At 67.1% G+C, this 13,005-nt stretch carries 4 protein-coding genes and 4 pseudogenes; 4 read left to right on the top strand and 4 right to left on the bottom strand.

From position 1 onward, the window contains the following. Positions 1-278 precede the first annotated feature (278 nt). A complete protein-coding gene (locus tag GTY67_RS10185; protein ID WP_237502743.1) occupies positions 279-6,755 on the top strand; it encodes a polymorphic toxin-type HINT domain-containing protein in 6,477 nt (2,158 codons plus the stop codon). Positions 6,756-7,392: 637 nt separating this feature from the next. Here GTY67_RS10185 and GTY67_RS10180 read toward each other — a convergent pair. From GTY67_RS10180 to GTY67_RS10170, 3 genes and pseudogenes are all read right to left on the bottom strand, one after another. Beyond that, positions 7,393-8,310 (bottom strand): annotated as a pseudogene (locus tag GTY67_RS10180) (site-specific integrase); the annotation flags it as partial. A gap of 104 nt (positions 8,311-8,414) precedes the next feature. Continuing rightward, positions 8,415-8,903, bottom strand: a pseudogene (locus GTY67_RS34860) (FtsK/SpoIIIE domain-containing protein); the annotation flags it as partial. Positions 8,904-9,283: 380 nt separating this feature from the next. Continuing rightward, a complete protein-coding gene (locus tag GTY67_RS10170; protein ID WP_202461900.1) occupies positions 9,284-9,610 on the bottom strand; it encodes a hypothetical protein in 327 nt (108 codons plus the stop codon). Positions 9,611-9,838: 228 nt separating this feature from the next. On the opposite strand from GTY67_RS10170, the pseudogene GTY67_RS35465 reads away from it, so the two are divergent. Both GTY67_RS35465 and GTY67_RS35460 read left to right on the top strand, forming a co-directional pair. Further along, a pseudogene (locus GTY67_RS35465) lies at positions 9,839-10,003 on the top strand (GntR family transcriptional regulator); the annotation flags it as partial. 182 nt (positions 10,004-10,185) lie between these two features. Next, positions 10,186-10,707, top strand: coding sequence for a hypothetical protein (locus tag GTY67_RS35460; RefSeq protein WP_343238759.1), 522 nt, complete (start codon positions 10,186-10,188; stop codon positions 10,705-10,707). Positions 10,708-10,777: 70 nt separating this feature from the next. Here the strand turns inward: GTY67_RS35460 and GTY67_RS10160 are convergent. Beyond that, a pseudogene (locus tag GTY67_RS10160) lies at positions 10,778-11,499 on the bottom strand (GntR family transcriptional regulator). Between the two features lie 155 nt (positions 11,500-11,654). On the opposite strand from GTY67_RS10160, the gene GTY67_RS10155 reads away from it, so the two are divergent. Continuing rightward, positions 11,655-11,852 (top strand): hypothetical protein, encoded by a 198-nt coding sequence (locus GTY67_RS10155; RefSeq protein WP_115069895.1) that lies wholly within the window; start codon positions 11,655-11,657, stop codon positions 11,850-11,852. The last annotated feature ends 1,153 nt before the right edge of the window (positions 11,853-13,005 follow it).

The raw sequence follows: 13,005 nt of genomic DNA, 5'->3' as shown, positions 1-13,005 counted from the left end.
TTCAAGTAGCAACCCTGCCCGTCGCATCGGCAGTCGATCTCGGTACGGGCCGACCCGACCTTCCCGCGTCGGAGAAGCCGGTCGCAGTCTCACCGGTTCCCTACATTCCGCGCGTCGGTGCGCAGCCCGGCGCACCCGTGCGGGCCCCGAAAGCCGTGTGGCCGGAGGCGGGCACGGTGACCGTGGAGGTGCCGAAGAGCGGCTCCTCCGTCGTACGCGCGGGGAAGCTGCCCCTTGCTCTGGGCAACTCCCAGGCATCCGGGTCCGTACGCACCCGGATGTTCGACCGCCAGGCTGCCCGTCTGGCGGGGGCGGACGGACCGATGTTCAGTCTGGAAGCCGCCGGGACGACTGCGTCGAAGACATCCGTCCGCGCCCGTCTCGACTACTCCTCCTTCGCCGGAGCGTTCGGCGGCGGCTACGCCGGCCGGCTCAAGCTGGTCGAACTGCCGGCGTGCGCACTGTCCACGCCGGAGAAGGCCCAGTGCCGTTCCGCCGAACCTGTCGAAACAGTCAACGACACCGAGAAGCAGACCCTCACCGCCCCACGCGTCGCCCTCGCGTCCTCCGGCGCCACGGTCCTGGCAGCCGTCGCGGACGACGCCAGCATGGGCGGCGACTACAAGGCGACTCCGCTCTCCCCCTCCGCGCAGTGGAGCACCAGCCTCAACACCGGTGACTTCTCCTGGTCGTACGCCATGAACGTGCCGGAAGTTCCCGGAGGGCTGGCGCCCAGCGTCGGTCTGTCGTACTCCTCCGGATCCATCGACGGACGCACCGGTAACAGCAACAACCAGGCATCATGGGCCGGGGACGGGTTCGACCTGTGGCCCGGAGCCATCGAGCGCCGCTACAAGTCGTGCGCCGACGACGGGGTCGAGCGTCCAGACGGAGGCAAGCCGGCCGACCTGTGCTGGGCCTACGACAACGCGTTCATCTCTTTCAACGGCAAGGGCGGGGAACTCGTACCGACCGGTGCCGACACCTTCCGGCTGCCTGACGACGACGGCACGAAGGTCCAGCGCCTGAAGGGAACGAGCACGGACGTGCGGGCCAACGGAGCCCGTGACGACGAGTACTGGAAGGTCACCACGCCCGACGGGGTGCAGTACTTCTTCGGGTACAACCGTCTGCCCGGCTGGGCATCCGGCAAAGAGACCACCGACTCCACCTGGACCGCCCCGGTCTTCGGGGACGACACGGGCGAACCCTGCCACGCCTCCGCGTTCGCCAACTCCTGGTGCCAGCAGGGCTGGCGCTGGAACCTGGACTACGTGGTCGACCCGCACGGCAACGCGATCGCCTACTACTACGACCAGGAGTCGAACTCCTACGGCCGCAACCTGGACGAGAAGGCCAACACCCGCTACGTGCGCGGTGGCTCCCTCGACCGTATCGAGTACGGACTGCGCTCCAGCGGCATGTACTCGGCAAAGGCCCTGGCGAAGGTCAACTTCACCAGCGGCAAGCGATGCCTGCCGACGGGCGGAAGCACCTGCCCCGAGGTGGAAACCGATGCCTTGCGCTGGTACGACACCCCCTGGGACCTGAACTGCAACACCGGTGCGACCTGTGATAAGGGCCGGCTCGCGCCCGTATTCTTCACCACCAAGCGGCTGGCCTCCGTCGCCACTCAGGTCCTCAGGAACGGCACCTACGCGGACGTCGACTCGTGGGCGCTGGGCCACCGGTGGGGGATGGCCGACACGGATTACCAGCTGCTGCTGGAGTCCATCCAGCGCACAGGCAAGAGCGCCACCCCGGCCATCACCCTGCCCAAGACCACTTTCGGGTACACCCAGCACGCCAACCGCCTCGACCGGATCAATGACGGCTACGCCCCGTTCATCAAGGAGCGCCTTGCCACGGTCGCGGACGAGGCCGGCGGCCGGATCGACGTCAACTACTCGGCCCCGGTGTGCAACGCGGCAGCGCTACCGACCCCGCAGACCAACACGACCCGGTGCTTCCCCCAGAACATCGGCGCCACGAGCACCGACGACGGCGAACTGCACTGGTTCAACAAGTACGTCACCTCCACCGTCACGCTGACCGACCGGACCGGCCGGGCCCCCGACCAGGTCACGATGTACGACTACCTCGGCGACGCCGCCTGGCACTACGACGACGATGACGGGCTGACCAAGGAGAAAGCCAAGACCTGGTCCCAGTGGCGCGGCTACGGTCACGTCCGCGTCAGGACGGGCGGACAGGGTGGTGCCGCCGCGATGAAGTCCCAGAACGACAGCTACTTCCTGCGCGGCATGAACGGCGACCGTAAGGAGCCCGCCGGCGGCACCAAGGCGGTCACCGTTTCTCTCGGCACCGACGAGGGCGCCCCGCTCACCGACCACGAGGCGGCCGCGGGCTTCGAGTACAAGACGGTGCAATACTCCGGCCCCCAGGGCCACGTCCTCGGCAAGACCGTGAGCCGCCCCTGGTACCACGAGACCGCGAAGAAGGTCCGCTCCTGGGGGGCGGTGACCGCCAACTTCACCGGCACCGCCCAGACCCGGTCCTGGACCTCGCTCGACGGCGGCGCCGGCAGCCGGTGGCGGACCACCACGACCTCCAACACGTACGACACCGTCGCCGGACGCATCACGCAGGTCGACGACCGTGGCGACGACTCCACCGCCACCGACGACAGGTGCACCCGCACCTACTACCCGACGGCGGGCGCGATCCTCTCCCTCCCCGCTCGGGTGGAGGCGGTCTCCAAGGCGTGTCCCACCGTCCCCGCGCGCCCCGCCGATGTCATATCCGACATCCGTACCGCCTACGACGGCCTCGACTACGGAACCGCGCCCACCAAGGGCACCGCCACGGCGACGGGCGTGCTCAAGTCGCACGACGGCACCACCGCCACCTATACCGAGACGGCGGCCACCTATGACGGTTACGGCCGTCAGCTCACCACCAACGACCTCAGCGGCACCGTCACCGTGAAGAACGACGCGGTGACCCGGACGCCGCGCAACGACGGCCTCGTCACCACAACGACCTACACACCTAGCACCGGCTTCCCGGACTCGGCCAAGGTCACCACACCACCGGTCAAGGGCACGGACAGCACCACTGCTCACACGACCACCACCGTCCGCGACCCGTTGCGCGGTATGCACCTGAGCATCACGGACACCAACAACAAGGTCACCGACTTCGCCTACGACGCACTGGGGCGGAAGACCAAGGTCTGGCTCGCCGACCGCCTGACCGGTGAGGTCCCCACCTACGAGTACACCTACACCGTCGCGGAGAACCGGGCCATCGCCGTCGGTACCAAGACCATCGGCAACAACAGCGGTCAGGACACCTCCTACGTCTTCTACGACGGCTTCCTCCGCCCGCGCCAGACGCAGGCACCCGGCCCGGACGGCGGAACGCTGCTCACCGACGTCTTCTATGACGAACGCGGCCTGGCAGAAAAGGAGTTCTTGCCCTACTACGCCACCGGAAAGCCTTCCACCACCCTCGTCACGCCGCAGGACGCCAGCGGGGTGGAGACCCAGAACCGCTACACCTACGACGGACTCGGCCGGCAGACGGAACACCGGCAGATATTCGGCAACGGCGACGGCGGCCAGGTCCTCGGCATCACCCGGAACATCTACGGCGGCGACCGCGTCACCGTCATCCCGCCCGTCGGCGGAACCGCCACCACCACCCTGACCGACGCCCGCGGCCAGACCACGGAACTGCGTCAGCACCATGAGCGCATGGCCGACGCCCCGTTCGATGCCACGAAGTACCACTTCACCCCGACGGGGGCCCTGGCCAAGGCCACCGACCCCGCGGGCAATGAGTGGACCTACAAGTACGATCTCCTCGGGCAGGTCAAGGAGACCAAGGACCCCGACAAGGGCGCCTTCGCGTACTCCTACGACGACCGCGGCCGCCTCATCTCCACGGAGGACGCCCGCAAGACCACCCTCGCCTACACCTACGACGGACTCGGCCGCAGAACCGAGATCCGTTCCGGCTCGTCGAGCGGCCCCCTGAGGGCCACCTGGACGTACGACACCATCAGCGGTGCCAAGGGCCACATCGCCGAATCCACACGGTACGCGGACGACGGCGCGGCCTACGTCAACAAGGTGGTCGCCTACGACAAGCTCTACCGGCCGCTGCGCACCTCGGTGACGATCCCGGCCACCACCGCCAACGCCGGACTCTCCGGCACCCACCTGTCGAGCGCCACCTACAAACCGTCCGGCCTGGTCAGCGGGGTCGGCCTGCCCAAGGCGGGAAGCCTGGCCGCCTCGTCCGTCGTGTACGTCCACGAGGACGCGACGCTGCGGCCGATTGCCGTGGACGGCCGCGAGGGCATCAAGGCCACGACGTCCTACAGCCTGACCGGCAAGCCACTGGGGCATGAACTGTCCAACGCGGGAGGCAAGAGAACCTGGGTGTCCAATGAGTACGAGCCCGGCACCCAGCGGCTGTTGAACACCCGGGTCGAACGCGAGGACATCCCCGGCGTCGACCAGGCGTCCACCTTCCGCTACGACGAAGCCGGCAACGTCCTCTCCGTCTCGGACACATCGCGCGCCGGTACTGACAACCAGTGCTTCACCTACGACCACCTGCGCCGCCTGACGAAGGCATGGACCCAGTCCACCAAGACCTGCGCGGATGCGCCGAGTGCCGCCGTCATCGGCGGCCCCGCCCCGTACTGGTCCTCCTACGGCTACGACAAGATGGGCAACCGCACCGCCGAGACGGAGCACAACATCGCCGGTGACACCACGAAGAACGTCACCAGCACCTACAACTACCCGGCCCCCGGAGCCACCGCGGTCCGCCCGCACGGCTTGACATCCGTCACCCGCACCGGCCCCGGCCTCACCCAGGGCGACTTCTTCACCTACGACAAGACGGGCAATACCGAGACCCGCACCCTGGGCGACGGCACCAGCCAGACGCTCAAGTGGGACGCCGAAGGCAAGCTCGTCAAGGTCACCGAACCGGTCGAGGGCAGCTCACCGAAGGTCACCGAGTACATCTACGATGCCGACGGCAACCGTCTGATCGCCCGCACCCCGACCGAGTCCACCCTCTACCTCGGCAGCACCGAGATCACCGTAGCCAAGGGCACCACCACCCCCAAGGGAACCCGGTACATCGACCTTGGCGGCGGCCACCAAGCCGTCCAGGCCGACAACGGCAAGGTCACCTTCACCACCGCCGACCACCACGGCACCGCACTGCTCTCCATCGACGCCGCCACCCAGCAGCTCAGCCAGCGCCGCTCCCTGCCCTTCGGCGGAACCCGCGGCTCGACGCCGACAACGTGGCCCGGTACAAAGGGTTTCGTCGGCGGCACGATCGACAAGTCCACCGGCCTGACCCAGGTCGGCGCCCGCTCCTACGACTCGGCAACCGGACGCTTCCTTTCGGTCGACCCGATCATGGACCTGACCGATCCCCAGCAGATCAACGGCTACGCCTACGCCAACAACAACCCCCTCACCTTCTCCGACCCCACGGGCCTCTACTGCGACGGATGCAGCCACGGCAACCCCGACTCCGCCTGGGCCCCCGACAAGGGCAACGGACCGGGCTGCACCACTTCCGGCTGCAGCAAGCCGCCGAAAAAGCCGCAGAATCCCCCGAAGCCGAAAAACGAAAAGGGGAAAGGCTCGCAAACCAGCCCTGCGGTGGCGGTCACCGTCAGCCAGAAGAACGGCGAAGTCGCGATCGAGGGCCTCGTCATCCCCAACGCCCGCACATTGGAGGCGCTATACCCCCTGTACCCCGAGGAAAAGCGCGTCGAGGCGTGGGCGGAAGGCAAGTGCTACGCCCAGGACACCAAACTGGCGGCGTTCTGCGGAGCTGCTGAGGCGCTGGGGATCATCGACTACACGCCCAACGGCTTCGACCGATTCGTCTCTGCGCTCATCGTCCCCGACATAGACACGTGGAAGAGTTGCCTCTCGGGTCAGAGTGCTACCGCCTGCGGACTTGCCGCTCTCGACCTGCCCTGGGCCCGCGCCCTGAAGGGCATCAAGGTCCTGAAGGCCGCGAAGAGCTGCAACAGCTTCGTTCCAGGTACCGAAGTCCTTATGGCCGACGGCACGACCAAACCCATCGAGGACGTTCGCATAGGCGACCAGGTTCTGGCCACCGATCCCGAGACCGGTGAGACGTCGGTCAAAACGGTGACGGCGGAGGTCACCGGCACCGGAATGAAGAACTTGGTGACCATCACCCTCGATGTCGAGGGCGAGAAGGCGACCCTCACCGCGACCGAAGGCCATCCGTTCTGGGTCCCCGCCCTCAACGCCTGGATCAACGCCGGTGACCTGACCGCCGGACAGGAACTCCGTACCGCCGACGGCATAACCTTCCGGATCGCGGACATCGAGCACGTGAATCAGCGGGCCGAGGTCCACAACCTCACCATTGCGGACCTGCACACGTACTATGTGCTGGCAGGGAGTACGCCGGTCCTCGTGCACAATTCCGGGCCCTGTGGAATCTCGGCGCGTAACGAGAAGGCTGGTGATATCGGTAATTACACCGATTCACAGAAGACTCGAGATCCAGCGTCGCAGTGGTATCACGAGAAACTGAGCAATAAGGAACTTCTGGACGGGATCAACAACCCTGGCGCAGGAGATGGAATTCTTGTCTCGCGTGATGGCAAGATCTTGGGAGGCCACCACCGCAAGGACGAACTCCTGGCGAGAATCAGGGACGGGCGCATCGACCCAGATATTCGAATCCGCATTGACGTCTATGACGGGGAGTAGTGCCTGATGTCACTGATCCATTCGACCGACCCTGACTTCCGCGTGTGTCAGATCAGCTTCGATACGCTACTCGCGATCCAATTGGAGGCGGAAGAGCGAGGCTGGGCGACTCGGTGGTCCTCAGTTCACGCACTCCGCAGCCAGGTGAAGGAAGGAAGCGTCGTCCTTCAGTCACTGATGCGTGAAGAGAGAGGGGGAGATGTGCGCGCCTACCGATGCCTTCTCCTGTTCTCGACCGTGGAGGACGGACATGCTGGGGGAGTGGCCACGGTCGATCTTGATCCGGCGAGATATGAATCGTTGGAGCGGCTTGACCGAGACCCGGATGTCCGGAAGGCTCTGGCCCGAATGTTTTCCCTTGCGATGGGTGGCGTTTCAATGGTCTCGAAGAAGTAGTGGACTCTCCTGGCCTGCGGGCAGATTCGCGGCAGCGGCGATTGGAATGACGGCTTCTTGACGGTTACTCAGGAGGCTGTCACTCGGAGAGGGAATTCGCGCTCTGCCGAGGTGTGCAGAATTGTGCTAGTTCACGCATCCACGAGATCAGCAATCGCAGAACAATGAACGAAGAAGGGTCTGCCGGAGATAATTCCGGCAGACCCTTCTGGGTGGGTTGACGGCAACGCTGACGGCAACGTCAGCGGACGACTGCTGTCGAGGGCGGATCGTCGGGGTCGTCGTCGGTTGTGCCGAGGGCGTTGCCGAGGGTGTCGATGGCTTGGCGTTGGAGTCGGAGTCTCACGTGGGCGTAGACGCTGGCGGTGACGCCGATATGGGCGTGGCCCAACAGCTCCTTGATGACGACGAGGTCGACGCCCTGTTCCAGGAGTAGGGTCGCGGTCGAGTGGCGGAGGTCGTGGAAGCGGATGCGTCGGAGTCCGGCCCGGTTGAGGAAGCTGCGGAAGCGGCGGGTGAGGTTGGCAGGGTCGAGAGGCCGTCCTGTGGGCGTGGTGAAGACGAGGCTGTTGTCTCTCCATTCCGGCCCTGCGGTCTCGCGCTCCTTGTCCTGCTGCTCCTGGTGCTTCTTGAGGGAGTGGATGCATTCGGTCGGGAGCGCCATACGGCGCTCGGACGCCCGGGTCTTGGTGGGCAGATGCGTGAGGCCGCCGGTGCGAGTGCGCTGGAGCGAGCGCCGGATGCTGGCCGTTCCGGTGGTGAGGTCGAGGTCTTCCCAGTGGAGGCCGAGGAGTTCGCCCTTGCGGAGTCCGGTGCGGAGGGCACGTTCGTACAGCGCATGCAGCCGGTCGGCGCGGGCCGCGTCGAGGAACCGGCGGGCCTCGGCTGCGGTGAGTGGCCGGAAGCGCCTGGGCCGGGGTGCGGTGGTCTTGACGTTCCGGGCGACGTTGCGGGGCAGTTCGTCCTCGCGGACGGCGTGTTCCAGAGCGGACTTGAGGACCGATTGCACGTACGTCACCGTCGAAGGGGACAACTGCTTCTGGCAGCACTCGCCGACCGCGCAGCATGCCTTCCGTTCGGCGTCCAGGCCCTGGGTGCAGCACTGGCAGGTGGTACGGAGCCGGTCGAGGAAGGTGCGGACCTCCTTGGTGGTGAGGCGCTGACGATGGCCAGCAGCTCGGCCTCGAGGCGTTCGCGGGCCTTGCGGTCCGGGTGGCGGGTGTAGTTCGCTACCTCGTCGATCACCACGAGCAGCAGCGGCAGCTCGGGGCTGAAGTCGGTGATGCGGTCGGTGCGGCCGGACCAGAACAGCCGCTCCCGGCGCTGCATTTCCTCGCGCACCCAGCGCAGGATCTCGGTCGGCTCGTCGGGGTGGATGGCGTCGGAGACCTTGTAGGCGGTACGCCACCAGGGCGCGACCGCGCCGAGGTTGGGGTCGATCACGATCAGACGCACGTCCCGCATGAGGGAGGCGTAGGCGAGCAGGGTGTTGACGGTGATCGATTTTCCGGAGCGGGTGAGGCCGGCGATGAGGGCGTGGGCGGAGTAGGCGAGGTTGAGCACGATGGGGGTGCCGTCTTCGTCCCAGCCGAGCAGTATGTCGTCGGTGGAGACGAACTGCCCCAGTCGGCAGACGGGGGAGCCGTCGGGACCGAGGAGTGGTGAGCGGATCACCGCCTCCAGCGGTTCCCGCCGGAAGCCGCGCGCCACGATCACTCCGGGTTTGGGCTGGGTGATCCGGATGCGGCGCATGCCCCAGGCGTCGCACAGGCCCTCGCCAGCGTCCTGCCAGGCGCCCAGCCCGACCTGCGGCAGCGCGTCGGCGGTGACGGTGACGCCGAAGGCATCGGCGCGGGTGCGCAGGCGCGACACCAGCACGCGCGGCTTGGTCGGTTGCTCCTGCGGGCCGTACTGCTGGAGCACGGTCGGGGTGGCGTCCTTGACCGCCAGGCCGAGCATCGGGGCGAGCCGCTTCCAGCCCCACCGCAGCCGCCGCGCCTGCCGCAGGCTGATCCGGGTCTCGGCATCGGCCCGGTACCAGCGGGTGAAGCAGTACCCGGCCCAGCCCAGCAGTCCGAGCGCGCCGAGGCCGACCACGGCCAGGAGAGCGGGTCCGAGGGGGCTGCCGGTCATCATGCGCCCGCCTTGGCGGTGATGGCGTCGGCGCGCAGGGAGATGCCGTGGCGGTCCTTGCCGTTGCTCTCGTTCTCCCAGGCCGAGGCGACCAGGCCGGTGAGGACGACGGGCAGACCGACCTTCAGGCCCTTGCCCAGGCCCGGCTCCGGGACCTTGACGATGATCACTTCGGCGCGGCCGTTGAATGCGAACATCACGTCCACCAGGTGCAGGTGGGCACCGGTGACCCGGTCGATCGCGGGCTGCTGGCCTTCGCGGTCCTTGAAGTGCGGCCGGGACTCGGAGGCCAGGATCACCAGGGCCGGAGTCTGGTCGATGGGCATGGTCTTCACGGAAACCTCCAGGTAGAAGGGGTGCAAGTCACCCGTGTGGGTGATCGCGTGCCGCAACCCTGCATTCATCCCATCCGAAGTCCATCCCTATTGAATTCCATCCGTCGTGGGGTGGTCCATCCATACGGCGGCTACCCTGACCCCGTGAGGCCGCTGAACTGGTGAAACGCGACAGGCAGCGAGTGGCCCGCGGTGGGTGGAATCGGACTGGGACCGGGGATGGACATGGCTGCTGCTGATGAAGCGCGCTTGACGTTCGAGCGCATCGCGGACGACCTCCGGCAGCAGATCCGGGACGGCGAACTGCGGCCCGGCCAGCTCCTGCCGACCCAGAGCCAGCTTATGCAGACCTACAAGTCATCGAGCCTGACCGTGCAGAAGGCGATCCGGCTGCTTAGGAACGAGGGCTGGGTCATCGCCCGCCAGGGGCGCGGCACGTTCGTCACGCGCTCGGCCGACTTCGAGGACGCCTTCGAGAAGGTGGCCGGCGATCTCACACAGCAGATCTACTCCGGCACTCTGGCGCCCGGCTCCCGGCCCGCGACGTCCTGGCGGAGCACTATGCGGTGCCGCTCAACGTGGTCACCAATGCCATCGCCCTGCTGGCCGGTAACTTCCTCCTGCGTTACCCCGGTGAGCTGCCCGGCGACGAGGTCTACGTACGCGACTGGGACGACCACGGCTTCGCCACCCAGCTCTCCCACGGCCGCCTGGTCCGCAAGATCAGAGACGGATCACTGGCCAGGGGCGCCACGGTCACCGGGGACGAGGTGGTTGACACGATCGGCGGCGACCCGGAATCCGCCGACCAGGCCCTGACCTTCCTCGCTCTGGAGGGCAGGATGAAGAAGACCTGCCAGCGCAACGGCTCGATGGCGTATGTCGTCGTGGGGGACGAGTTCGGCACAGAGGTACCGGTCGCGGTGCAGCCGGTGGACGAGTCTGACGAAGCGTCGGCTTCCGCGCCGAACGAGTTCCCGGCGGCGGCCGGAGTAGCGGATCTCGCCCACAAGCTGGAATGCGCCTTGGAGCGCATCGAGGAGCTGGAGGAGCGCTTCGAACGCCTCGAAGGCCGCGACACCAACTGAGGCGGGTGCATGAACGGCAGCGTCCCCGAACGCCGCAGGCTGGCATTCGGAAACGCTCCGCGTGGATCGGTCAGGGCTGGTACCCGTACCCGATGGTGAACCGGGGCGGCAGGCACCACTCCCCGTACTCGATGATTCCCTCCGCGTCCGACCATCGGTGCGCGCCGGCCAGGATCGGGGAGCCGACCGGCAGCCCCAGCGCGCTCGCCTCTCGGGCATCGGCGGGGCGGGCGTGCATGTTGTCGCGGGCGTGGGTGATCGTGCGCTCGGTGGCTTCCAGTACTCGGGCGGACAGTCCGTGGTTGCGGCCCGGGGCGGTGTTCAGCAGGTCCGGCACGAGGGCGGCGAACGGGGCCGGGTACCAGGTCACGGCGAACACGGTCCGGGTCTTGCCCCGTCCCGCCAGCCACTCGCGCCGCACCACCTGATCCCCGGCCTCCAGGTCGAAGATCTCCGCCACATACAGCGGCGGGACGATCAGCTCGGCCGCCGTCACCCGGCTCGTCTCGCCCTCGGCCAGAACGACTTCACCCGCTGGACCCGGGCCAGCCGGTCCCGAGCCGACAGCGTCCAGCGCGGGTCATCGGCGACGTAGGTGCCCCTGGGGGTGGTGCGGATGAAGTTCTCCACCTGGAGAGCCTGCAAGGCGCGGGAGACGGTGGCGGCCGCGGCCTGCCACTGGCCGGCGATCTCCCGGTTCGTCGGCAGCTTGGCGCCTGGCTCAAGCTCTCCCGACAAGATGCGCTCCCGGAAGTGATCCGCGATCTTCGTGAACGTCTTGGGGCTGGGCATAAGGCTTGCCCCTCCGTTGAGTTGACGTGATGTCAGTTAGGGTGCACTAGTGCACTGTGAACCGTAGCGGGAGTGCTTCGGCCACTCGAATACTGAACTAGAGCACCGGCCTGTCAAGGAGTCGGCCATGTGACGTTCGAGAGGTGGCGATGTGCATGACGGAGCCGACCAGGTACTCGACCCCGCCAGTTGAACTCCCCTTGCGCCTGGAGCTGGAGCCGGTACCCGTCGAGGGCTGTGCGGGGTGCGCAGAGCTGGCCAACGTACGAGACCGGGCCCGCACGGTCGGCGACATGACCACCGTCAGCGACTGCAACGTCTACATGCGACGCCACCCGGAGGGCCACCAGTGAGCCCCCGCGCGGTATACCGGCACGTCGTTCACACCATCCGCCACGCGCCCGAAGGCGGCATCACCTACGAGACGTTCTGTGCCACTGCCAACTGCGGAGCCGAATCCGGACCCCATTCCGAGCAGGAAGCCGCACAGGATTGGGCACTCCGCCACACCGGACGCACCGGCCACGACCTCTTCAGACGCGTCTTCACCGACCACGCCAAGGTCACCCGAGCCGAGTAGAACCACCACCGCCAGCCGGAACAGGACCCACACCCCACAGGCCATCGCGCCAGACCAGCAGCCCAGCCGAACGCTCAACCGACAGTCAGGGCATACCGCCGAAGCGGGATGCGTTCAAACTTTTTCTACGTCTTCAAGGCGACCCGCTGACGCGGGTCGCGCGCGGCACGGCCGCCCACCCGGCCCGCTCTCGGCTCCGCCACCGCGGGCCGGCCAGCGACCAGGCCGCGCAGAGACAGCACAGCGGACGACCGGAAGCGCAGGGGAAGCCGGACGCGCCCGCACAGCGAACGCCAGGCCGACGGTGAGGCGACGGCGGGGAGTTGGCCGGGGCGGAGGCCGGAGATGGGGCCGGTCGGCCCCGTGGGCTTTACCCACCTCCCCGGGCTGGGCCCGTGTCGGGCAAGGCCAGGGGGCCACTCGTTCAAATTCCGGGCAGGTCCAAAGCCTGCCCGAGTTGCGGGCCAGCGTACGGCCCCCTGACCATGCCCGACCCCAACCCGGGCAGGACACCGGCCAAAGCCCACTCCACCGCCCTCGCCTGCGTAGCCGTCTGACGGCAACGGCGACGGCAACAGAGGCGCACAGCACGGCACTTCCATGCACACCCATGGACAGGCCGGAATTCGCTGACCAGCGAAAATGCAGGTGACGCCCGCCCGGCGCGCACACGTACTATGTGTTGGCGGGCGAGACGCCGGTACTCGTTCACAACAGCAACTGCATCCATGCTTCAGTCGCCTATCAGGACTGGGCGACGAAGGGTGCCCACATCCACATCGGGAAGAGTGAGGTTCGAGTCTTCCCGAATGATAAGGGTGGAATTGGGGCTGAAGCAATTCGACTGAGAAGCGGAACGGTGAGCCCGAAGGAAGTTCAAAAAGTTCTGAACGAGATTAACTCGAATCCCGCCCTGAGGGCTGACA

Origin of the sequence: Streptomyces sp. SID8374 (genome assembly GCF_009865135.1) — a bacterium.
GTDB lineage: Bacteria > Actinomycetota > Actinomycetes > Streptomycetales > Streptomycetaceae > Streptomyces.
Note: the sequence above shows the minus strand (reverse complement) of the source record. Positions and strands in the feature narration are given on the sequence as shown.